Raw genomic sequence first — 21,827 nt, 5'->3', positions numbered from 1 at the left:
CGAGATCTCCCCATGGAGCCGCCTGCGACGCCTGGATCATCAAGAAATGTCAGAAAAATACGAAATTCATCTTTGCTTAATCGCTTGCTAACCCTCCGGTAACAATGTGGCGCTATCTGTTGTTGCGTAGCGGGGGACACCGCTGCTTCTCCGGATCAGGTAGAGCGTCCCGGAGAACGTGAGCTTCGCCGTGTATGGGCGAATGTGCCAGCGTATTTCGGCAGGCCGCGCAACTGGAAACGGTTGACGCGGCCTTCGCATTTTCAGGGCTTGCAATTGACCGCAGCAGAGAGGCCATTGTAGTCCGGGTCAAGTTCCCCGGAGTTTCGCGACAATGACCAAGGCTATCATGCTGCAAGGGACCGGCTCCGATGTCGGCAAGACGGTTCTTGTCGCGGGTCTTTGCAGGCTTGCTGCCAACCGTGGCCTTTCAGTTCGTCCGTTCAAGCCGCAGAACATGTCGAACAATGCAGCGGTTGCTGATGACGGCGGAGAGATCGGCCGGGCACAATGGCTGCAGTCGCTCGCTGCGCGGGTGCCGTCTTCGGTGCACATGAACCCCGTGTTGCTCAAGCCGCAATCGGAATACGGCAGCCAGATCATCGTCCAGGGCAAGGTCTGGGGGCAGGCCAAGGGACGGGACTATCAGAAGCTCAAACCGACGCTTCTCGATTACGTGATGCAGAGCTTTTCCGAGGTTTCTACCGGGGCGGATCTGGTGATCGTGGAAGGCGCGGGTTCGCCGGCAGAAATCAACCTCAGGGCGGGCGACATTGCCAATATGGGATTTGCGACCCGTGCCGGCGTGCCGGTGATACTTGTCGGTGACATCGATCGTGGAGGCGTGATCGCTTCGCTGGTCGGCACCCACACGATTTTGCCCGACGAGGACCGGGCAATGATATCCGGCTATATCATCAATAAGTTCCGTGGCGACGTTTCGCTCTTCGATGCCGGCATCGAGGCGGTGCGGCACTTTACGGGATGGTCGTGCTTTGGTGTCGTGCCGTGGCTCAAGGACGCCTCCCGCTTGCCAGCCGAGGATTCGGTTGCGTTGGAGAAGCTGGCGCGCGGCGGCACCGGAGCACTCAAGGTCGCCGTGCCGGTCTTTTCCAGGATCGCAAATTTCGACGACCTCGATCCGCTAAGGGCCGAGCCGGATGTCGAGTTGGTTTTTGTTCGCGCCGGCGAGCGGCTGCCTGCGGACGCCGGCTTGGTGATCTTGCCAGGTTCAAAATCAACGGTATCGGATCTGGCGGATATGCGCGCTCAGGCTTGGGATTCCGATCTTCTGGTCCATGTAAAACGCGGCGGGCGGGTCATGGGCATTTGCGGCGGCTATCAGATGCTCGGACGCAAGGTGCATGATCCCCTCGGCATTGAAGGCTCTACCTTGGAGGTAGAGGGGCTGGGGCTGCTTGACGTCGAGACGGAGATGGCGCCCGAAAAGACAGTCCGCAACAGCGTCGCGACGATGGTGGAAGACGGTTCACCGCTTTCAGGCTACCAGATCCATCTTGGCGTTACGTCCGGCGAAGACTGCGGCCGTCCGTTCGCGATCGTTGACGGAAAGCCGGATGGGGCCGTGTCGGCAGACGGCCGGGTCGCCGGCACCTATCTGCACGGGCTCTTCGCGAGTGACGCCTACCGTTCCCGCTTGCTGCAGAGTTTTGGCCTTGCGGGCGAGAGGACCGATTACCGTGCTGGCGTCGAGAAAGCTCTCGACGACATTGCAGCAGAACTCGAGGCCTGTCTCGACGGGCGTTGGCTCGACGAACTCCTCAGTTAGATCTCGCCGGAGATTTCGCGGCGGCGGCGGTCCAGTTCTTCGCTATAGCGGCGTAGGGTGTAGGCCTCGCTCAGCTGCCCGACGACTTTCCGCTCAATCAGATTATTGACGACCGCCAGCGCTTCGCTTTCGGTCTTGTCAAAGATCGCTGCTGCCTGCTTGGCGTTCATTTGCGGTTGCAGGAAATCGTTCTTGAAGCGGATGAATTCTCCCAGATCCTTGCCGGTCTCGTCGGTGTCGGTCAGGTTTGCGTAGATATCGGGAACGAGCACCAGGCCGCTGTATTTGCCGGTGTCATCAACCAGGACAACGCGCTGCGCCGAACCGATGGGGAAGCGCTCCTTGAACTCGTCGATGGTGAGGGCGGCATTCGCCGTCTTCACGTCGGCGCGCATCAGCCGGTCAACGGTCAGGTTACGGATCCAGCCGACATCGTGCGCGCTCCGGATGCTCTCGCCGCGCAGGTGGAAGCGCCATGTTGCGAAGGAGTAACCGAAGGTGCTGCGCACGACTAGCGAGGAGGTGATCACCGCCGCAAGCACGAGCGCCGTGATCGGAAAGTCGCCGGTAATCTCGAGCGCAAGAAACGTCATCGTCAACGGTCCACCGATGACGGCGACCGCAAGCGAACTCATGCCGACGACCGCGTAGATGACGGGTGTCAGCGTCGCATGAGCGAAATAGGGTGCCGAATAGGCGAAGAGCTTGCCGAGGAGTGCACCCATGAACAGGGACGCGAAGAATAGGCCGCCTCTGAAGCCGGAACCGATCGAGATAGCCGAAGCGAATGCCTTGAGAAGAAGAAGGCCGACAAGCACCGGAATTGCGACATCGCGGCCGAGATTGAGGTGCAGTGCACCGTGACCGGCCGACAGCACCTGCGGCGTAATCAGCGCGAGCAGGCCGACGACGATGCCGCCAAGGGCAGGGCGCAGCGGCGTTGCAATGGAACTCCGGCGAGCCAATTCCTCGATCCAGGCGACGCCCTGCATGATCATGATGCCAACGCCGGCGCAGAATGCACCGAGTAACAGCGCCGGAACGTAGTCTGCAGGCATGACGGTTCCAAAGTCACCGACGTCAATAAGAAAATCGCTGCCGGCCAGCAGGCGTGCAATTTGGGTCGATACCAGTGCGGAAACGACGACCGGCGTCAGCGAGACGATGGTATATGAGCCGATGATCAGCTCAAACGCATAGAAGGCGCCGGTCAGCGGAGCGTTGAAGGCCGCCGCAATCGCACCCGAGGCACCGCATCCGACGAGAACGCGCAGATCCGATCGGCGAAGCTGCAGCTTCAGTCCAAGCTTCGAGGCCAGTCCCGCCGCCAGCTGCGTGTAGCCGGCCTCTAGGCCCACTGAAGCGCCGAAGCCGTTCGAAATGAGGTTCTGGACCGCCACCAGAATACTGTCGGTGAGCGATAGTCGGCCGCCATGCAGCGCGTTAGCCTCGATCGGGTCAACCATCGGCTTCTTGCGCGTTTTGGCAAGCACGAAGAGCATCAGACCCAATAGTATGCCGCCGCAGACAGGCGCCGTCAGCAACAGCAGCTTGTTGTCGATCTGCGAGGAACTCAGCCGCTCGATATCGCTGATTCCGAAGATCAGACTGTGCATTTCGCGGGAAACGAGGCTCATGCCCGTCACCGCAAGTCCGGAGATAACGCCGACGATCGCGCCCGCGATGACCATCCCCAGCTCAGTGCGTCGCAGCAGTGCGCGCATCCGCCCGATGTCGAGAAGGGTATGGAATGGACCGAAACGGCGGATATCGATTCTTAGGAGCATCACGGGAAAACTAGGCGGCAGTGGGCGCGATCAAGTGGAAGGGAGGGAAGGGCAAATCGGTGGCGCGACCCGCTTGCGACGCAATTGCGGCAAAAGACCGGCGATCGCAACAATAATTTGTGACGTAAGTAACTGATAAAAGACGATGAATTTGGTAGAGAAGGTCGTGTTGAGAGCGGGTCCGGCAGTATACCGTGCCGAGGCGCGCATCGGCTTCCGATTGACTTCACCAAGGGCCTTGCCTAACGATGAGTTCACAACGGATGGTTCCGGACCGGTTGAATCGGTGCGGATGAAAAGGGAATGTGAAGCGGTGGACCCAATCCGGGCACCGTCATCATAGCCGACCCCGCGACTGTAGAGCGGTCAGGGTTTTCCGTCCGGCGTTGTTTTCGCGTTGATGACAGCCTGCAATGGTGCAGGCGGGCGGCGCGGAGATGGCGACGGAAAAGTCACTGGCAGTGCATCATGATCAACCGGGGCAGGACGCCTCTTACGTCTACGAATCGTCCGCCTTTTCATGAAATGCAGCCGGGAAGGCGAGGAAAATCCGCTGGCACGATCTGGGGCGACCGGTTTCCGGTCCGCCCCGATCGCGGCCAAGACCCGCGAGCCAGGAGACCTGCCAACCGTGCCGGGCGAGAAGCCCATCCCTGGGCTTATGCCCGCTGCCAGCACGGAGGTTGTCATGGCTGAACAAAAGAGTTTTCGGCTGCGTCCAACAGCCATTCCGCTCCTTTGCGGCAGCGTCCCGCAGATCGGATATCATCTGCCATGAGCCCGATATCCTCCGGTGCGACCTTCGTCCTGGGCGGCGCGCGCTCGGGAAAATCACGTTTTGCCGAACAACTGGTCGCCTCAAGCGAGCTGGAGCGCCATTACGTGGCGACGGGCCGGGCCTGGGACGAGGAAATGCGCGCCCGGATCGACAAGCACAAGGCCGATCGTGGCGAGCTCTGGCACACCCATGAAGAGCCTCTTGATCTAGTCGGCTGCCTGCGAGCGATCGACGGCGAGGGGCGGGCGATCCTTGTCGATTGCCTGACGCTATGGGTCACCAATCTGATGATGGAGGAGCGCGACATGGAGGCCGAGTTTGCTTCGCTAGCCGCGTATCTGCCGACAGCGCGTGCACGGCTCGTTATCGTTTCCAACGAGGTCGGGCTGGGCATCGTTCCTGAGAACCGCATGGCGCGGGAATTCCGCGATCACGCCGGTCGCTTGCATCAAATGATCGCGGCAGAGGCCGCGGACGTGTATTTTATCGCGGCAGGTCTGCCGCTGAAGATGAAGGGTTGAATTTCATGAACCAGCAGAAAATCCCGGCGACCGTGATCACCGGCTTCCTCGGCGCCGGCAAGACGACGATGATCCGCAATCTCCTCTCCAATACGAACGGCAAGAAGATCGCGCTTATCATCAACGAGTTCGGCGATCTCGGTGTCGACGGCGAGGTGCTGAAGGGCTGCGGCGCGGAGAATTGCACCGAGGACGATATCATCGAGCTCACCAACGGCTGCATCTGCTGCACGGTTGCCGACGATTTCATTCCGACGATGACCAAGCTTCTGGAGCGCGAGCAGCGCCCTGATCATATCGTCATCGAAACCTCAGGCCTCGCGCTGCCGCAGCCGCTCGTTGCCGCCTTCAACTGGCCTGATATCCGCACGCAGGTCACCGTCGATGGCGTGATTACTGTCGTCGACAGCGCCGCCGTTGCCGCTGGCCGCTTCGCGGATGATCACGATGCCGTCGAGGCTCGTCGCGTGGAAGACGAGTCGCTCGACCACGAGAGCCCGATCGAGGAGCTTTTCGAGGACCAGCTGACCTGCGCCGATCTGATCGTGCTCAACAAGACCGATCTTCTCGATGCCGACGGTCTTGGCCGCGTGCGCGATGAGGTCGCGTCGCGCATTGCCCGCAAGCCCGTCATGATCGAGGCGCGCAACGGCGAGGTTCCCGCGAGCGTGCTGCTCGGGCTCGGCGTTGGCACCGAAGGCGATGTGGTCAATCGCAAGTCTCATCATGAGCTCGAGCATGAGGATGGCGTTCCCCACGATCACGATGAGTTCGACAGCTTCGTGGTGGAACTCGGCGCTATTGCCGATCCGGCAGCCTTCGTAGATGCCCTGAAAGGCATCATCGGCGAGCATGACGTGCTGCGGCTCAAGGGATTCGTCGATGTCCCCGGCAAGCCGATGCGTCTGCAGTTGCAGGCAGTCGGCAGCCGTATCGACCACTATTTCGATCGCGCCTGGGCGCCTGGCGAAGCGCGCGGCACCCGTCTTGTTGTCATCGGTCTGCACGAAATGGACGAGGCAGCGGTGCGCAAGGCGATCGAAGCGCTGGCATAAGGCAGTCTAATGCATCTGCTTCTGGCACAGCAGGGAACGATCAGCGACGGCGAGGAGGCGATCGATCTCGGTCAGTCTCCCGGCGACGTCCTGTTCCTGTCAGCCGCCGATACCGAGCTTGCCGCGATCGCCGCCGCTTATGACGAAGCGGCGGCCGGCTTCTCGCTGCGGCTGGCAAGCCTGATGAGCCTCAAGCATCCGATGTCGGTCGATGCCTACATCGAGCGGACGGCCCGGCATGCGAAGCTGATCGTCGTGAGGGCGCTGGGTGGCGCCAGCTACTTTCACTATGCGCTGGAGGCGCTTCATGCCGCGGCGGCGCGATCCGGCGCGCTGATTGCGGTTTTACCGGGAGATTCTAAGCCGGATGCGGGTTTGACGCCGTTTTCGAATGTTCCGCTTGAGGATCTGAATGCGCTTTGGGCCTACCTGATCGAGGGTGGCGACGGCAATTCTCGGGCGTTTCTCGCCTATGCCGGTGCGATGTTGGCAGGAGCGGAGAAACCGGAAGCGGCATCGCCGCTGATGAAGGCCGGCATCTGGTGGCCGGGCAAGGGCGTGCTTGGCGTCGACGACTGGACAGCGGCTTGCGACGAGCGGCTTGGCGCTGCTTGGGAAAGCGGAGCCCCTACTGTAGCTATCAGTTTCTATCGCGCGCTCGTGCAGAGCGGTGAGACACGACCGGTCGAGGCCCTGGTCGACACGCTGCTGGCGGAAGGTATCCGGCCGCTGCCGGTATTCGCCTACAGTCTGAAGGATCCTGTGTCGAAGGGCATTCTGAAGAGCGTGTTTGATGTCATCAAGCCCGAGGTGGTGATCAACACGACTGGTTTCGCCGTGTCGGCGCCGGGCGCGGATCGCGAGCCGACCGTTCTCGAGGCCAACGACGCCGTCGTGCTGCAGGCGATCTTTTCGGCCTCGTCACGTGAGGCCTGGGCCGCGTCTTCGCAGGGGCTTTCGGCGCGCGATCTCGGCATGAACGTCGCGCTGCCCGAGGTGGACGGCCGCGTGCTGTCGCGTGCCGTCTCCTTCAAATCAGCCGCCCGCTACGATGCGAGGGTCGAGGTCAACATCGTCGGCAGCGAGCCCGACCTCGAGCGGATGCGCTATACCGCTCGACTTGCGGCCAATTGGGCGCAGCTGCGCACCACGGCCGCCGGCGAGCGGCGCATCGCGCTTGTCCTTGCGAATTATCCAAACCGTGACGGCAGGCTCGGCAATGGGGTCGGGCTGGACACCCCCGCAGGCACCGTTGAGGTGCTCAAAGCCATGTGCGCAGCCGGCTATTCGGTTGCAGACGTGCCTGACGATGGCGACGCGCTGATCCGGCGTCTCATGGAAGGGCCGACGAACTCCGGCAGCGACGGCAAGCTTATCCGCGAATCGCTTTCCTTGAGTCGTTACAAAGCTTTCTTCGAAAATCTTCCGAAAAAGATTCAGGATGAAATCGGCGCCCGCTGGGGTGCACCGGAGGCCGATCCCTATGTCGTGGATGGCGCCTTTGCGCTGCCGTTCATGCGGCTTGGCCAGGTGCTGGTCGGTATCCAGCCGGCGCGCGGCTACAACATCGATCCGAAGGAAAGCTACCATTCTCCGGATCTCGTCCCACCGCACGGTTATCTCGCCTTCTATGCCTTCCTTCGCCATGAGTTCGGCGCTCACGCCGTCATTCACATGGGCAAGCACGGCAATCTGGAATGGCTGCCCGGCAAGGCTCTGGCGCTGTCAGAGGAATGCTACCCGGAAGCCATCCTCGGCCCCATGCCGCATCTCTATCCCTTCATCGTCAACGATCCCGGCGAGGGAACGCAGGCGAAGCGCCGCGCCGGCGCGGTCATCATCGATCATCTGACGCCGCCGCTAACGCGCGCCGAGAGCTATGGACCGCTGAAGGATCTGGAGGCGCTGGTCGACGAATATTACGAGGCGTCGGGCGGCGATCCGCGCCGCATTCGGCTTCTCAGCAAGCAGATCCTCGAACTAGTGGCGGATATCGGCCTCGATCGCGATGCCGGCATCGACAAGGGAGAGAGCGAGACCGCGGCATTGAAGAAGCTCGATGCCTATCTCTGCGATCTCAAGGAGTTGCAGATCCGCGACGGCCTGCATGTCTTCGGCGTCTCGCCGCAGGGCCGGCTGCTGACGGATTTGACGGTGGCGCTGGCCAGGGTTCCGCGCGGGCTCGGGCAGGGCGGTGACCGCAGCCTTCAGCGTGCGATTGCCGCGGATCTGTGCTTGGAGTTCGACCCGCTCGACTGCGACATGGCCGGAGTTTGGAGCGGGCCACTGCCCGGTATTCTTGCAAGAGTCACGGATGCCACATGGCGGACGAACGGCGACACCGTCGAGCGGATCGAACTGCTTGCGGCACGGCTGGTCGCCGGCGAGTTTGGTTGCCTGGAAAGTTGGGAGGCCACCCGCACGGTTCTCGCGGAGATCGAAACGCGGCTCAAGCCTGCCGTTCTCGCCTGCGGGACGGCTGAGATCGAAGGCCTGCTTCGAGGGCTCGACGGCCGTTTCGTGGCGCCGGGACCATCCGGGGCTCCGACGCGGGGCCGACCGGACGTGCTGCCGACCGGACGAAATTTCTACTCGGTCGACAGCCGGGCCGTGCCGACGCCGGCGGCCTATGAGCTCGGGAAAAAGTCCGCGGAACTGCTGGTCCGCCGTTACGTGCAGGATCACGGCGAATGGCCGGTCTCCTTCGGCCTGACGGCCTGGGGCACCTCGAACATGCGCACTGGCGGCGACGATATCGCCCAGGCGCTCGCCCTGATCGGTGTGAAGCCGGTGTGGGACATGACCTCGCGGCGCGTCACCGGCTATGAAATCATTCCGCCGGCGCTGCTGCGTCGGCCGCGTGTCGATGTGACGCTGCGTATCTCCGGCTTCTTCCGGGACGCCTTTCCAGAACAGATCGCGCTGTTCGATAAGGCAATCCGCGCCGTCGGGGCGCTGGAAGAAGATGCTGCGGACAATCCGATTGCCGAGCGCATGCGCGGTGAAGCAGCCCGACTTGAAGCCGCTGGACTGGATGCAGCGCAGGCTGACCGCCGGGCCGGCTATCGAATTTTCGGCTCGAAGCCAGGCGCTTACGGTGCCGGTCTGCAGGCGCTGATCGACGAAAAGGGATGGGAGCGTCGCGCCGATCTGGCCGAGGCCTACCTTGTCTGGGGAAGCTACGCTTATGGCGCTGGCGAAGAGGGTCGGGCGGAGCGCGGTGTCTTCGAAGAACGGCTGCGCTCGATCCAGGCAGTCGTGCAGAACCAGGACAATCGCGAACACGACCTTCTCGACAGCGACGATTATTACCAGTTCGAGGGCGGGATGGCGGCTGCGGCCGAAACGCTGGCGGGCGATCGGCCATCGATCTATCACAACGACCATTCGAGGCCGGAGAAGCCGGTGATCCGTTCGCTGGAGGAAGAGATCGGTCGCGTCGTGCGTGGCCGCGTCGTCAATCCGAAGTGGATCGATGGCGTCATGCGCCATGGCTACAAGGGTGCCTTCGAGATTGCCGCGACCGTCGATTACCTCTTTGCCTTTGCGGCAACCACGGGCGCCGTTGGCAACCATCACTTCGAAGCCGTGTACCAGGCTTTCGTGGTGGATGCTGAGGTCCGCGATTTCATGATCGAGAAGAATCCCGCCGCCTTCGCCGACATGAAGGAGCGGCTGCTGGAAGCGATCGATCGCCGCCTCTGGACGCCGCGCAGCAATTCCGCGCGGTTCGACCTTTCAGACACATTCGGCTTGCATCAGGGCAAGCTTGTATCCGGGGAACATTGAGATGACCGACGAAACCACCGAAGCCGCTGGCCACGACGACGCCCGCCACGCCGAGAAGATGGCGAAGAAGAAGGCTGCCCGCGACAAGATCATGGCCTCAAAGACCGATGAGAAGGGCCTTATCATTGTCCATACCGGCAAGGGCAAGGGCAAGTCTTCGTCCGCCTTCGGGATGATCTTCCGGCACATCGCGCATGGCAAGCCTTCGGCCGTCGTGCAGTTCATCAAGGGTGCGATGTGGACTGGCGAGCGCGACCTGATCGAAAAGCACTTCTCCGACATCTGCCAGTTCCACACCATGGGCGAGGGCTTCACTTGGGAGACGCAGGATCGCGCCCGCGATGTGGCAGCGGCCGGTGCCGCCTGGGAGAAGGCGAAAGAGTTGATCCGCGACGAGCGCAATTCCATGGTGCTGCTCGACGAGATCAACATCGCACTTCGATATGATTACCTCGACATCAATGAGGTGGTGGAATTCCTGAAGAACGAGAAGCCGTATATGACTCATGTCGTCCTGACCGGCCGCAACGCCAAGGACGAACTGATCGAGATCGCTGATCTCGTGACCGAGATGGAGCTGATCAAGCATCCGTTCCGCTCGGGTATCAAGGGGCAACCGGGCGTCGAGTTCTGATCAAAGCGCCTGGGAGCTTGCGCTCTTTGCAATTTGCATGAGTATCGTCGCCGTCTGCTCGTTGGCGGGGAAGAAGGATTCGATCGCAAGTTCGGAGAGCGTCACGTCCACGGGCGTGCCGAAAACGGTGGTTGTCGACAGGAGCGAGAGCAAACCTGCTTCTGTTTCCAGTTCGAGCGGGACGGCGATACCGGCATAGTCGGCGTTCCTGCTCATCTCCGCGCGGCCGCAGCAGACCGGGTAAGCGGATAATTCCTTCAGCAATTCGCCGAGGATTGGATCACCTGTAACCGAAATCTGCTGGTGCAGGCGCTCGAGGAGATGGGCCCGCCATTCCAGCAGGTTGGCGATCTTCGGGGCCAAGCCGTCGGGATGCAAGCTGAGACGGAGGACGTTGATGGGGCCGTCCAGCAAAGTACGATTTGCGATGCCGGCAAGAAGCGGGGCGATGGCGTCATTGGCGGCAATCAACGTCCAGTGGCGGTCGATCGCAAGGGCGGGATAGGGCTCGTGTGCCTTGAGGAGCATGTCGACTGCCTGCCGCGCCGGTTTGAGCGCCGGATCATCGAGCGAGCGCTCGGAAAACAGCGGCGCAAAACCGGCGGCAAGCAGCATTGGATTGCGATCGCGCAGCGGCACGCCGAGCCGTTCGGCCAGATGCAGCAGCATGTCCCGGCTGGGGATCGACCGCCCGCTCTCGATGAAGCTCAGATGTCTCTGCGAGATTTCGGCCTCGAGCGCGAGGTCGAGCTGGCTCATTCGGCGCTTCTGCCGCCAGTCGCGGAGATAGTCTCCAAGGGAGCGGGCGGGTGTCATCATCACGCGGCTTCCGGAAGCTGATCGATGAAGCCGTGTACGGTCTTCAGCCGCCCACCTTCGAGCACTGCAAAATCAGTGCCTTTTATGAGGTGCTCGGCGCCCGTCGGTCCGAGGCCCCATGAAAAACGTAGATTGTCGCCATACCCATCGGCCGCACCGAGAAGTTCAAACCGGAAACCCGGGAAGCGTGCATGCACGGCTTCAACAAGCGCGCTGATCTGGTCGTGGCCTACGCCGCGCATCAAGGGATCGATGTAGGTGCCGGCCTCATGCCAGCTTTCCGTGATCAACGCGCTGCGGCGGGCCGCCTCCGTCTCGTTCCAGATCGCGATGTAGCGTTGGGCTAGGGTGTTCGCATCGGTCATTGCATCATCTCCTGTTGACGCCCGGTTCGTCCAGGCATCGCGATCATGGAGAAGCGACGGCGCCCCTTCAATTACGCCGGAGGTAATCGGACGCGGCGTCAGATTTCAAGCCAAACGCGGATTGGATTGGCCGGATCGGCGAGAAGCTTGATCGTGAAGGCGATGCAGACAAGAACCAGCAGAGGCTTGATCAGACGCGCGCCAGTGCGCATCGCGAGCCGCGAGCCTAGCTGCGCGCCCAGGAACTGGCAGACGCCCATCATCAGCCCGATCTTCCAGATGATCGCCCCGAAGGAAATAAAGACAACGAGGGCGCCGACATTGGAGCCGAAGTTCAGGAGTTTGGTGTGCGCCGTTGCCTTTAGCATGCCGAAGCCGGCAAGAGACACGAAGGACAGCATGAAGAACGATCCGGTGCCCGGACCAAAGACACCGTCGTAGAATCCAATGGCCGGCACCAGCGTCAGACCGAACACAAAGGGCGAGATGCGGCGGTGCTTGTCGACATCACCGAGGTTCGGCTTCAACGCAAAATAGAGCGCGATTGCCACCAGAAGGACCGGCATGATCGCTCGAAGGACATCTCCCGGTACAATTGTTGCCAAGGCGGCGCCGAGCGAGCCGCCGAGAACCGCCATCAGCGCCATCGGCAGCTGCGTGCGCAGGTGAACATGTCCCTTCCGGGCATAGGCGATCGTCGCGGAAGCTGCCCCAAATACCGACTGCACCTTGTTGGTGCCCAACGTCTGCAGCGGTGGGATGCCTGCGATCAACATCGCCGGGACGGTAATCAAGCCTCCGCCACCGGCGATGGAATCGACAAAGCCAGCGAAAAACCCGGCTGCGGCCAGCATGAAGACGAGATGAGGGGCAAGATCGGACAAGGAGGAAACTCTGGACTACGGTATGCGGCGCATGTTGCATTTCCGGCTCTGTGCTGCAATGGCTTGGTGGACACAGGGGCAGGTTTCATTGTCGCACGTGACTGGAAATGTATTCGACGGGTCGCGCCGGTATGTGCTCGGTCTCGGCTGCGAGCGTGGAACACCGGTAGACGAGGTGACTGAGCTTGCCAATGCCGCGCTGGCGTCGGCGGGCATCGGCCCGGGTGAATTGGCAGCCGTTGCCTCCATTGATACGCGTGGCAACGAGCGCGCGATCCGTGAAATAGCCCATGACCTCGCAGTCCCGTTTCTGACCTTCGCTGCGGTGCGGCTCGAGGAGGAAACGCCGAGGCTGAAAAATCCTTCAGCGATTGTTTTTGCCAGGGTGGGGTGCCACGGGGTCGCCGAATCCGCTGCGCTTGCGGCGATCGGACCGAACGGGGAGCTTGTTGTTCCGAAGATCAAGTCGCCGCGCGCAACGGCAGCGATTGCGTGCGCCCTGTTGCAGAAAGATTAGCGGACGTTATGGTGACCGCCGACTTCGCGGCGCCGTCCGGCTGCCCTGCGACAATAACGAAAAGAGGCACACTCATGCACAAGGTCATTTATGACACGGATCCGGGCGTCGATGATGCAATGGCTCTGCTCTTCCTGCACCGCCATCCCGAGATCGATCTGATCGGAATCACCACCGTCTTCGGCAACGCATCGGTTGAGACGACGACGCGCAACGCGCTGTTCCTCAAGCGCGAATGGAACATTCCGGCGCCGGTCGCCAAGGGGGCCAGCGTGACCGTGGATCCGACGCGCGAGGAAAGGGCGTGGCCGACCTTCGTGCATGGCGAGAACGGCCTCGGAAACATCGAGGTGCCTGAAACCGTCGATCTGCCGCTCGACCCACGGCCTGCTCATCGCTTCATCATTGATACGGTCCGCGCCAATCCCGGCGAGGTCAGGCTGGTTGCCGTCGGTCGCATGACCAACCTCGCGATGGCGATCAAGGAAGATCCGGAGATCGCCGGCCTCGTGAAGGATGTCGTCATCATGGGCGGCAACTTCTATGTCCCCGGCAATGTGTCGCCGGTCGCCGAAGCCAACATCCACGGCGATCCCGAGGCCGCCGACATCGTTCTGACGGCACCCTGGAAGGTTGCCGTCATTGGCCTCGACGTAACCGCGATCACGACGATGAGCCGCGGCTACCTTGCCGACATTGCGGCCAAGGGCGACGGCGCCGTCAAGCTGCTGAACGACCTCTCGCAGGATTACATCGACTTTTACAAGCATGCGGTCGAAGACGGCATGATGGTTCACGACAGCTGCGCATGCGTCTACGTCGTCGCGCCCGAGCTGTTCTCGATCGTCAGCGGTCCCGTTCGGGTTGTCTGCGGCGGGATTGCCGACGGACAGACGATCGTGAAGCCGGACGGTCGCCGCTTCCCGCCGGGTGATTGGGATGGCCTGCCAAGCCAGGTGGTCTGCACCGGCATCGAATCTGAGAAGGTCATCGGTCTGATACGCGATACCCTGCTGCGGACCTGAGGATTGGCTCTCGTCACGCGGGCTTCCGAGCGCGAATCGCAAATAAAGATTGCCCGCGATGGAACGGTCGGAGCAGGTGTGCGCTCACATCTCGCGCCTGCCCGATCAGCGGCGTTGACCTTGCCAGCGGTGGGGCATAGATCATGCCAATGATCGAAGCTGCGTTTTCACATCTGCCGGCTCTTGAGCCGGGCAGCGTCTGGCTTGTTGGTGCAGGGCCGGGCGAGCCTGGGCTGCTGACGCTTCTCGCGGCCAAGGGCTTGGCGGAGGCGGACGTCGTGGTCCACGATGCACTAGTGAACGCCGACTGCCTCAAGCTCGCTAGGCCAGACGCCTTGCTGGAATATGCGGGAAAGCGAGGTGGCAAGCCGTCTGCCAAGCAGCGCGATATTTCGCTTCGGCTTGTCGAACTCGCCCGTGCCGGTAAGCGCGTCCTCCGTCTCAAGGGCGGCGATCCCTTTGTCTTCGGTCGTGGCGGCGAGGAAGCGCTGACGCTGGTCGAGCACAACATTCCGTTTCGCATCGTTCCGGGCATCACCGCCGGGATCGGCGGGCTGGCTTATGCCGGCATTCCGGTCACCCACCGCGATGTCAACCATGCGGTGACATTCCTGACAGGGCACGACTCCTCGGGGATCGTGCCGGACGCCATCAATTGGGAAGCGATCGGAAAAGGCTCGCCGGTGATCGTCATGTACATGGCGATGAAGCATATCGCTCAGATCAGCAGGAACCTGATTGCCGCGGGGCGTTCTCCGACAGAGCCGGTCGCTTTCGTCTGCAACGCGTCGACCGGTGACCAGCAGGTGCTTGAAACCATACTTGCTGAGGCTCCTTCGGCTGTTGCTGCCTCCGGCCTTGAGCCACCGGCGATCGTCGTTGTCGGGGAGGTCGTGCGGCTGCGGCAGTCGCTTGATTGGCTGGGTGCACTCGCAGGACGCAGGTTGCGCCCTGATCCGTTTCGGGACTCGAACAGCAGGGAGACGGCATGAGCGGTTTGTTGATTGCGGCTCCTTCCTCCGGATCGGGGAAGACGACGGTGACGCTGGGGTTGCTGCGCGCGCTTCGCAAACGCGGTGTTGCGATCGCGCCCGGCAAGGCGGGCCCAGATTATATCGACCCGGCGTTTCACGCTGCGGCAAGTGGTGTTGCCTGTCTCAACTTCGATCCGTGGGCGATGCGGCCGGAATTGATCTCCGCCAATGCGACCCTGCATCGCTCCGGAGACCGCATTCTCATCATCGAAGCGATGATGGGGCTCTTCGATGGTGCGACCGACGGCAAGGGGACCGCGGCCGATCTCGCAGCCATGCTCGGCCTTTCCGTCGTGCTTGTCGTCGATGCCTCGCATATGTCGCAGTCGGTGGCGGCGCTGGTGACAGGATTTGCGGGTTTCCGCGCCGATGTCCGCATCGCAGGCGTGATCCTCAACAAGGTTGGTGGCGATCGTCACGAGATGATGCTTCGCGGGGCGCTCGAAGCGATCCGTATGCCGATCGTTGCCGTCGTCCGCCGGGACAATGAGATCGCCCTGCCTGAGAGACATCTCGGGCTTGTTCAGGCGGGAGAGCACCAGACGCTCGAGAGCTTCATAGAGCATGCGGCGGATGCCGTATCGGAAGAATGCAATTTCGAGTTTCTGCTGCGCATTGCGCGGCAAGGCCTGAACCGTCCATCCACCGCGAACATTGCGCGGCTACCGCCGCTCGGTAGTAAGATTGCGGTCGCCCGCGACATCGCCTTTGCCTTCTCTTATGAACATATGTTGCTCGGCTGGCGCCGACGCGGCGCGGAGATCTCATTCTTCTCACCGCTTGCCGATGAGGGGCCGGATCCGACGACTGACGCAATCTATCTTCCGGGCGGCTATCCCGAACTGCATCCCGGGCGGATCGCCGCTGCGCGCAATTTCCGGGCAAGGCTTCTCGATGCCGCGGCTAAGGACGTGCGGATCTACGGCGAGTGCGGCGGATACATGGTTCTCGGCGAAGGCTTGATAGACGGAGCCGGCAAGCGCCACGAGATGCTCGGCCTCCTGCCAGTCGTCACAAGCTACGAGGAGCGCAAGCGGCACCTCGGCTATCGACGCGTGACGCCGTTGAACTCGCCCTACTTCGAAAAAGCCATGACGGCGCACGAGTTTCACTATTCGGCCGTGGTTTCCGAAGGCAAGGCCGATCGGCTTTTCCAGGTGACGGATGCCTTGGGCAACGACCTCGGGCAAGCAGGCCTCCAGCGTGGCCAGATTGCTGGATCCTATATGCATCTCATCGACGTTGCCGAGGGGACAAGATGAACACCCCGATCGTTCACGGGGGCGGGATAACGGCTGCAGCTGTCATGTATGGCGGCGAGTTGGAGCAGTGGCTCGATCTCTCCACAGGGATTAACCCGTGCCCCGTTCCGCTGCCCGATGTCCCGATGCGCGCATGGCATCGTCTGCCGGACAGGTATCTAGTCGATCGGGCGCGCGCTGCGGCGCGGAGCTATTATCGCAGCGGCGAGATTTTGCCGCTCCCCGTTCCGGGCACGCAATCGGTGATCCAGCTGTTGCCGCGGCTCCTCGAGGTTGCCGGGAGGGTCGCGATTCTCGGGCCGACCTACGGTGAATATGAGCGCGCCTTCAGGATGGCGGGCTGCTCCGTTGATTTGGTCACCCGCTTGGATGACGTCGAAACCGAGCACGCAGTTATCGTCATCGCCAATCCGAACAATCCCACCGGTCGTGCCTATGCTCCGGAGGAACTTGTCGCATTCAGCAAGGAAGTGCACGCTAGGGGAGCTTTTGTCGTCCTGGATGAAGCCTTCGGCGACACATGCCCCGAGCTGAGCTTGGTGCCCTTTGTGGCACAGCTACCGAATGTTCTCATCTGTCGTTCGTTCGGCAAGTTTTTCGGGCTGGCGGGATTGCGCCTGGGATTTGTCGTGGCCGTGGTGCCAATTCTGCGACGGCTCGAAGAACTGCAAGGGCCCTGGGCGGTATCGGGGCCCGCGCTTTCGATCGCAACAGAGTTGTTTGCATCGGATGTCACCGCAATACAGCGTCGGCTGTCGGAAAGGGCCGGCGTGTTGCGCAGAACTCTCGAAGAAGGCGGCCTACAGGTCATCGGCGGGACCGATCTGTTTGCGCTTGTCGACGATGAGCAGGCAGGCGAGTTGCACCAGCATCTTTGCCGGAATCACATTCTGGTCCGCAAATTCGACTATGAGCCGCGATGGTTGCGCTTCGGTCTTGCCGCCGATGTAGCTGGCGACCAGCGGCTGTCCAATGCACTGCAGAGTTTCAGACCATGACGCTTGACCATAATCTCCTCGTGCTGGTTCTGGCCCTTTTGCTTGACCGGATCGTCGGTGATCCGGATGCGCTGTGGATGCGGCTGCAGCATCCAGTCGTGCTGTTTGGAAATGCGATCTCGCGCATCGACCGGATGTTCAATCGGGAAGAGCTTCACAAACGCGTGCGCCGGCGTAATGGGGTCTGGTCGATTGTCGGCCTCCTGAGCGTGAGTGCCGTTGCCGGCGCCGTGTTGCACTGGGTCTTCTCGCTGTTCGGTGTGGCCGGGATACTTTTGGAGGTTATGTGCGTTGCCGTCTTCATGGCGCAAAAAAGCCTTGCCGACCACGTGGGAGCTGTTGCGGCCGGTCTGAAAAACGGTGGCCTGGATGGTGGCCGGCAGGCGGTTTCGCGAATTGTCGGGCGTGACCCGGAAACATTGGACGAGCCCGCCGTCTGCCGCGCCGCGATCGAGAGTCTGGCGGAGAATTTCTCGGATGGCGTCGTTGCGCCTGCTTTGTGGTATGCCGTGTTCGGCTTGCCCGGCCTATTTGCCTACAAGATGCTGAACACGGCGGATTCGATGATCGGCCACAAGTCCGAGCGATACGCCGATTTCGGTTGGGCTGCGGCGCGTCTGGACGATTTCGCCAATTGGCCGGCGGCACGCTTTTCGATTCTCCTTATCGCAGCCGGGGCCTGGTTGCGGCGAGGGCGAACCGCCTGCCAGGAGGCCCTTCGCATTGCTGCGCGCGACGGTGGCCTCCACCGCTCGCCGAATTCCGGGCGACCGGAAGCAGCAATGGCCGGCGCGCTGGATGTACAGCTTGCCGGGCCACGAGTTTACTCCGGCATCGTTGTCATGGAGCCGATGATCAACGGCAGTGGGCGTGAAACGGCAACTGTCGCCGATATCGAGGATGGCATCTCTGTCTTCTATGCCAGCTGTTCAATGCTTGCTGGGGCGGCCCTAGTTCTTTTCCTCCTGCTGCTCTAGGCGCAGGCAAGCTGTGTTGCCAACGCGCTTGGTGGCAAGCGGCTCGTTATGCTTTGCTGTTTAAGCAACACTGGTCCTGCAAATTGCGTGCCGGGACGGCGGAAAGCATTGGCTTTTTGAAATGGATTTGCCTATGAGGAGGGTTAAATCGTCATTTCAAGAGGTAAAGGCGTGACCGCTACATTCGATAAAGTTGCCGACATCATTGCAGAAACCAGCGAGATCGATCGCGATACGATCAAGCCGGAGAGCCATACGATCGACGACCTCGGTATCGACAGCCTCGACTTCCTCGATATCGTCTTCGCCATCGACAAGGAATTCGGCATCAAGATCCCGCTCGAGAAGTGGACGCAGGAAGTCAACGAAGGCAAGGTTTCCACGGAAGAATATTTCGTGCTGAAGAACCTCTGTGCCAAGATCGACGAGCTGCGCGCCGCCAAGGCCTGATTCGGCACCGTCATCTTTTTCTCCCGCCCTGCCGCTGTTAACCATGGCGGCCGGGCGGTTTTGTTCCTAAGTAGGCCTAGCCGCGGGGCAAGGTGTCCTTGTGGCCGGAGGATTCGATGCTACTGGAATACTTCCAGATGATTGACCGCATCGAGGCGGTCGACCTTCAGAAGGGGACGCTGAGGGCGCGCTCCGTCGTGCCGGCGAAGAGCCCGGTCTTCGAAGGTCATTTTCCCGGTATGCCCCTGGTTCCCGGCGTGCTGCTGATCGAAACGATGGCGCAAGCATCGGGCATGCTCGTGCTCGCAGCCACTGATTTTGCTGCCATGCCTTTCCTGATGTCCGTCGACGGCGCCAAGATGCGTACCTTCGTGGAGCCGGAAGCTGTGCTTGATATCGAGGCGCTTTTGGAGCACGACGGCTCGGGATTTGCCGTAACCAAGGCGAAGATCACAAGCGCCGGCAAAAAGGTTTGCGATGCGCAATTGAAGTTGCGGACCATGCCTTTCAGCGAGGTTCCGCTGGGAGATATCGTCAAGAAGCGTGCCGGTGAAGTCGGCCTGATGGATGCGATCGCTGCGCAGGGAGTGAATGGATGAGTAAGGCTCAGAATGATGTCGTGATTACAGGCGTCGGCATTGTCACCTGCCAGGGCGTCGGCAAGGAGCCGCATGTTGCGTTGCTCAACGCCGAAGGCGCGCCGCAGACGATTGTCGAGCTTGATAAATTCAGGCCTTACCCGGTCCATCCTTTGCCGGAGATCGACTGGTCGCAACAGATCGCCAAGCGTGGCGATCAGCGGCAGATGGAAAACTGGCAGCGGATCGGTGTTTTTGCAGCCGGCCTCGCGCTGGATGATGCCGGCTTCAAGGATAATGCGGACGCCTGCGGCACCATGGACATGATCGTCGCTGCCGGTGGTGGCGAGCGCGACATCAATGTCGATACGTTGATCGTAGACGAGGGCCTGAAGCGTAATGACCGCGAAGCTCTCCTGAACGAGAAGTTGACGACGGAACTGCGGCCGACCCTGTTTCTGGCCCAGCTTTCGAACCTGCTCGCAGGCAACATTTCCATCGTCCACAAGGTCACCGGTTCCTCGAGAACCTTCATGGGCGAGGAGTCCGCCGGCATTTCCGCCGTCGAGACAGCCTTCCATCGCATCAGGTCGGGTGAATCGACCCACGCGCTGGTGGGCGGCGCCTATTCAGCCGAGCGCCTGGATATGGTGCTCCTGTTCGAAGCCATCAACGTCTACTGCCGCGACGAATGGCAGCCACTCTGGTCTCGCGATCATGGCGGCGTCATTTCCGGTTCGCTGGGTGCGTTTCTGGTGCTTGAGTCGCGCGCGCATGCCGAAGCACGCGGCGCGCGCATCTACGCGTCGATCACGTCGATCGAAGGCGACCGCGGCAACCGCAATGCCGGTAACCTCGAGAAACGCCTCGAGCGCTTGCTTGAAAACGCGTCCGGCCTGTCGCCGGAAAGCACAGCGATCTTCTCAGGCTCGACCGGTATTCCCGATCTGGCCACCCGCGAGCGATCCGTCCTCGAGCGTCATCTGCCGGGTGCCGCTGTCCGCGGTTTCGGCGGTATCACTGGCCACGGCCTTGAGGCGCATTTCACGCTTGGCTTGGCGCTGGGAGCATTGGCCGTCGATAGCAAGGCGAAGGTTCCGGTCTTTGATCCGAGCCACGAGAAGCCGATGGCAGCCGCGACCAAGGCAGCGATCGTTACCACCGTCGGTCACCAACGCGGCGAAGGCGTCGCGGTTCTTTCCGCGGAAGCGTGAGGAGTGTGCAAATGAAAGATTCGGCTTACAAGGATCACCTCGGCCGTCCGATCGTCGCAGTGACGGGTGTCGGTATCATTACTTCGCTGGGGCAGGGCCTGAAGGACAACTGGGCGGCACTCACCGCCGGTACCTCCGGCATTCACGCCATCGAGCGCTTTCCGACCGAGGGACTGTCGACCCGCATCGCCGGCACCGTCGACTTTATCGACATTCCGGTCGCCAATGCCGTGGAGCGGTCTTACGCATTCGCGCGTGAAACGACGATCGAAGCGCTGGCCGATGCTGGCATCAGTGGCGATTTCGACGGTCCGCTATTTCTCGCGGCGCCGCCGATCGAACCGGAATGGAGCGCACGCTTCGATCTCGCCGACCGTTCGCCGCCGGCCGATCATGCCGGGGATGCCTACGACCGGTTCCTGGCTGCCATGCGCCAGCGTCCGGATGCGGCTTTCCACGAGGCATCGTTGTTCGGAGCGATTTCCGAGCGCCTGGCCGACCGCTTCGGCACACGCGGCCTGCCGGTCACACTGTCGACGGCCTGCGCGTCTGGCGCGACTGCCATCCAGCTCGGAATAGAAGCGATCCGCCAAGGGCGCACGTCGCGGGCGCTTGCGGTCGCGACCGATGGTTCTGTAAGCGCAGAGGCACTGATCCGCTTCTCGCTGCTTTCGGCGCTCTCCACCCAGAACGATCCGCCGACCAAGGCTTCCAAGCCCTTCAGCAAGGATCGCGACGGCTTCGTCATCGCCGAAGGTGCTGCTACGCTGGTGCTGGAGTCGCTGGAGGCGGCGGTAGCGCGTGGCGCCAAGATTCTCGGCATCATGAAGGGGGCCGGCGAAAAGGCCGACTCCTTCCATCGTACACGTTCATCGCCTGATGGCGGACCCGCGATCGCGACGATCCGCGCGGCGCTGGCCGACGCTGGCATGGGTGAGGGCGACATCGGCTACATCAACGCCCACGGCACTTCGACACCAGAGAACGACAAGATGGAATATGCCTCCATGCTGGCTGTGTTCGGCGAGCGGATGGCGTCCATTCCGTTGTCGTCGAACAAGTCGATGATCGGCCACACTCTGACGGCTGCAGGCGCGGTGGAAGCGGTGTTCTCGCTCCAGACGATGCTGACCGGCACGCTACCGCCGACGATCAACTACACAAACCCCGATCCATCGATCGTTATCGACGTGGTGCCAAACAAGAAGCGGGAAAGCCAGGTCAACGCCGTGCTTTCCAACTCCTTCGGCTTCGGCGGGCAGAATGCCAGCCTTGTCATGGCGCTCGAACCGGCTTAATCGGTTCCCGACAAAACATCGAGATAGAACGCCTTCGCGGCGAAGGACTTTGC

At 61.6% G+C, this 21,827-nt stretch carries 19 protein-coding genes and 1 riboswitch; of the genes, 15 read left to right on the top strand and 4 right to left on the bottom strand.

Features of this window, described 5'->3' with window-relative positions:
* Nucleotides 1-334 precede the first annotated feature (334 nt).
* Nucleotides 335-1,789 carry a cobyric acid synthase gene (locus tag FHT97_RS13700; protein WP_183862855.1) on the top strand — a complete coding sequence of 485 codons (1,455 nt, stop codon included), beginning with the start codon at nt 335-337 and terminating at the stop codon, nt 1,787-1,789.
* Here the strand turns inward: FHT97_RS13700 and FHT97_RS13695 are convergent.
* Nucleotides 1,786-3,576, bottom strand: a complete 1,791-nt coding sequence (locus tag FHT97_RS13695; protein WP_183756300.1) for a chloride channel protein — start codon at nt 3,574-3,576, stop codon at nt 1,786-1,788. The two genes, FHT97_RS13700 and FHT97_RS13695, sit on opposite strands and share 4 nt — an antisense overlap.
* Nucleotides 3,577-3,823: 247 nt before the next feature.
* Nucleotides 3,824-4,221: riboswitch (cobalamin riboswitch) on the top strand.
* Nucleotides 4,222-4,350: 129 nt separating this feature from the next.
* Between FHT97_RS13695 and cobU the strand changes: the two genes are divergently transcribed.
* Genes cobU through cobO form a run of 4 tightly spaced genes read left to right on the top strand, consistent with a single transcriptional unit; the run spans nt 4,351 to nt 10,353 of the window.
* Nucleotides 4,351-4,875 carry a bifunctional adenosylcobinamide kinase/adenosylcobinamide-phosphate guanylyltransferase gene (cobU, locus tag FHT97_RS13690; protein ID WP_183862853.1) on the top strand — a complete coding sequence of 175 codons (525 nt, stop codon included), beginning with the start codon at nt 4,351-4,353 and terminating at the stop codon, nt 4,873-4,875.
* Nucleotides 4,876-4,880: 5 nt separating this feature from the next.
* Entirely contained in the window at nt 4,881-5,930 is a 1,050-nt protein-coding gene (gene cobW / locus FHT97_RS13685; RefSeq protein WP_183862852.1) for a cobalamin biosynthesis protein CobW, read from the top strand.
* 9 nt (nt 5,931-5,939) lie between these two features.
* Entirely contained in the window at nt 5,940-9,719 is a 3,780-nt protein-coding gene (cobN, locus tag FHT97_RS13680; protein ID WP_183862850.1) for a cobaltochelatase subunit CobN, read from the top strand.
* A gap of 1 nt (nt 9,720) precedes the next feature.
* The gene (gene cobO, locus FHT97_RS13675; protein WP_113363901.1) at nt 9,721-10,353 is read left to right on the top strand and encodes a cob(I)yrinic acid a,c-diamide adenosyltransferase; all 633 of its coding nucleotides are present in this window, start codon (nt 9,721-9,723) and stop codon (nt 10,351-10,353) included.
* Here cobO and FHT97_RS13670 read toward each other — a convergent pair whose 3' ends face one another.
* From FHT97_RS13670 to FHT97_RS13660, 3 genes are all read right to left on the bottom strand, one after another.
* Entirely contained in the window at nt 10,354-11,169 is an 816-nt protein-coding gene (locus FHT97_RS13670; RefSeq protein ID WP_183863032.1) for a helix-turn-helix transcriptional regulator, read from the bottom strand.
* A 2-nt stretch (nt 11,170-11,171) separates the two neighbouring features.
* Nucleotides 11,172-11,537 (bottom strand): nuclear transport factor 2 family protein, encoded by a 366-nt coding sequence (locus FHT97_RS13665; protein ID WP_183862848.1) that lies wholly within the window; start codon nt 11,535-11,537, stop codon nt 11,172-11,174.
* Between the two features lie 98 nt (nt 11,538-11,635).
* On the bottom strand, nt 11,636-12,421 hold the full coding sequence (locus FHT97_RS13660; RefSeq protein ID WP_183862845.1) for a TSUP family transporter: 786 nt from the start codon (nt 12,419-12,421) through the stop codon (nt 11,636-11,638).
* Nucleotides 12,422-12,518: 97 nt separating this feature from the next.
* On the opposite strand from FHT97_RS13660, the gene FHT97_RS13655 reads away from it, so the two are divergent.
* The 10 genes from FHT97_RS13655 (at nt 12,519) to FHT97_RS13610 (ending at nt 21,774) form a co-directional block, all read left to right on the top strand.
* On the top strand, nt 12,519-12,938 hold the full coding sequence (locus FHT97_RS13655; protein WP_183863030.1) for a cobalamin biosynthesis protein: 420 nt from the start codon (nt 12,519-12,521) through the stop codon (nt 12,936-12,938).
* Nucleotides 12,939-13,012: 74 nt separating this feature from the next.
* A complete protein-coding gene (locus tag FHT97_RS13650) occupies nt 13,013-13,963 on the top strand; it encodes a nucleoside hydrolase (RefSeq protein WP_183862843.1) in 951 nt (316 codons plus the stop codon).
* A 149-nt stretch (nt 13,964-14,112) separates the two neighbouring features.
* Nucleotides 14,113-14,955, top strand: a complete 843-nt coding sequence (cobA, locus tag FHT97_RS13645) for a uroporphyrinogen-III C-methyltransferase (protein ID WP_183863028.1) — start codon at nt 14,113-14,115, stop codon at nt 14,953-14,955.
* Nucleotides 14,952-16,259, top strand: coding sequence for a cobyrinate a,c-diamide synthase (locus FHT97_RS13640; protein ID WP_183862841.1), 1,308 nt, complete (start codon nt 14,952-14,954; stop codon nt 16,257-16,259). Before cobA ends, FHT97_RS13640 begins: the two co-directional genes overlap by 4 nt.
* On the top strand, nt 16,256-17,257 hold the full coding sequence (gene cobD, locus FHT97_RS13635) for a threonine-phosphate decarboxylase CobD (protein ID WP_183862839.1): 1,002 nt from the start codon (nt 16,256-16,258) through the stop codon (nt 17,255-17,257). The genes FHT97_RS13640 and cobD overlap by 4 nt, the downstream gene beginning before the upstream one ends.
* Nucleotides 17,254-18,234 carry an adenosylcobinamide-phosphate synthase CbiB gene (gene cbiB / locus FHT97_RS13630; RefSeq protein WP_183862837.1) on the top strand — a complete coding sequence of 327 codons (981 nt, stop codon included), beginning with the start codon at nt 17,254-17,256 and terminating at the stop codon, nt 18,232-18,234. The genes cobD and cbiB overlap by 4 nt, the downstream gene beginning before the upstream one ends.
* A 171-nt stretch (nt 18,235-18,405) precedes the next feature.
* Nucleotides 18,406-18,684: an acyl carrier protein gene (locus FHT97_RS13625; RefSeq protein WP_007533215.1), complete on the top strand. Its 279-nt coding sequence runs from the start codon at nt 18,406-18,408 to the stop codon at nt 18,682-18,684.
* A 116-nt stretch (nt 18,685-18,800) separates the two neighbouring features.
* Nucleotides 18,801-19,283, top strand: a complete 483-nt coding sequence (locus FHT97_RS13620) for a 3-hydroxyacyl-ACP dehydratase FabZ family protein (protein WP_183756311.1) — start codon at nt 18,801-18,803, stop codon at nt 19,281-19,283.
* On the top strand, nt 19,280-20,476 hold the full coding sequence (locus tag FHT97_RS13615) for a beta-ketoacyl-ACP synthase (RefSeq protein WP_183862835.1): 1,197 nt from the start codon (nt 19,280-19,282) through the stop codon (nt 20,474-20,476). Before FHT97_RS13620 ends, FHT97_RS13615 begins: the two co-directional genes overlap by 4 nt.
* Nucleotides 20,477-20,487: 11 nt before the next feature.
* Nucleotides 20,488-21,774, top strand: coding sequence for a beta-ketoacyl-ACP synthase (locus tag FHT97_RS13610; RefSeq protein WP_114712928.1), 1,287 nt, complete (start codon nt 20,488-20,490; stop codon nt 21,772-21,774).
* The last annotated feature ends 53 nt before the right edge of the window (nt 21,775-21,827 follow it).

The sequence above is a fragment of the Rhizobium sp. BK399 genome, assembly GCF_014194695.1.
Classification (GTDB): Bacteria; Pseudomonadota; Alphaproteobacteria; order Rhizobiales; family Rhizobiaceae; genus Rhizobium.
Note: the sequence above shows the minus strand (reverse complement) of the source record. Positions and strands in the feature narration are given on the sequence as shown.

What these genes read in the sequence shown, in the direction of transcription:
- cobD (WP_183862839.1), top strand. Translation starts at nt 16,256, where the DNA reads ATGAACACCCCGATCGTTCACGGGGGCGGGATAACGGCTGCAGCTGTC.
- cobU (WP_183862853.1), top strand. Translation starts at nt 4,351, where the DNA reads ATGAGCCCGATATCCTCCGGTGCGACCTTCGTCCTGGGCGGCGCGCGC.
- cobN (WP_183862850.1), top strand. Translation starts at nt 5,940, where the DNA reads ATGCATCTGCTTCTGGCACAGCAGGGAACGATCAGCGACGGCGAGGAG.
- FHT97_RS13670 (WP_183863032.1), bottom strand. Translation starts at nt 11,169, where the DNA reads ATGACACCCGCCCGCTCCCTTGGAGACTATCTCCGCGACTGGCGGCAG.
- cobA (WP_183863028.1), top strand. Translation starts at nt 14,113, where the DNA reads ATGATCGAAGCTGCGTTTTCACATCTGCCGGCTCTTGAGCCGGGCAGC.
- FHT97_RS13665 (WP_183862848.1), bottom strand. Translation starts at nt 11,537, where the DNA reads ATGACCGATGCGAACACCCTAGCCCAACGCTACATCGCGATCTGGAAC.
- cobW (WP_183862852.1), top strand. Translation starts at nt 4,881, where the DNA reads ATGAACCAGCAGAAAATCCCGGCGACCGTGATCACCGGCTTCCTCGGC.
- FHT97_RS13640 (WP_183862841.1), top strand. Translation starts at nt 14,952, where the DNA reads ATGAGCGGTTTGTTGATTGCGGCTCCTTCCTCCGGATCGGGGAAGACG.
- FHT97_RS13695 (WP_183756300.1), bottom strand. Translation starts at nt 3,576, where the DNA reads ATGCTCCTAAGAATCGATATCCGCCGTTTCGGTCCATTCCATACCCTT.
- cbiB (WP_183862837.1), top strand. Translation starts at nt 17,254, where the DNA reads ATGACGCTTGACCATAATCTCCTCGTGCTGGTTCTGGCCCTTTTGCTT.
- cobO (WP_113363901.1), top strand. Translation starts at nt 9,721, where the DNA reads ATGACCGACGAAACCACCGAAGCCGCTGGCCACGACGACGCCCGCCAC.
- FHT97_RS13650 (WP_183862843.1), top strand. Translation starts at nt 13,013, where the DNA reads ATGCACAAGGTCATTTATGACACGGATCCGGGCGTCGATGATGCAATG.
- FHT97_RS13615 (WP_183862835.1), top strand. Translation starts at nt 19,280, where the DNA reads ATGAGTAAGGCTCAGAATGATGTCGTGATTACAGGCGTCGGCATTGTC.
- FHT97_RS13620 (WP_183756311.1), top strand. Translation starts at nt 18,801, where the DNA reads ATGCTACTGGAATACTTCCAGATGATTGACCGCATCGAGGCGGTCGAC.
- FHT97_RS13610 (WP_114712928.1), top strand. Translation starts at nt 20,488, where the DNA reads ATGAAAGATTCGGCTTACAAGGATCACCTCGGCCGTCCGATCGTCGCA.
- FHT97_RS13700 (WP_183862855.1), top strand. Translation starts at nt 335, where the DNA reads ATGACCAAGGCTATCATGCTGCAAGGGACCGGCTCCGATGTCGGCAAG.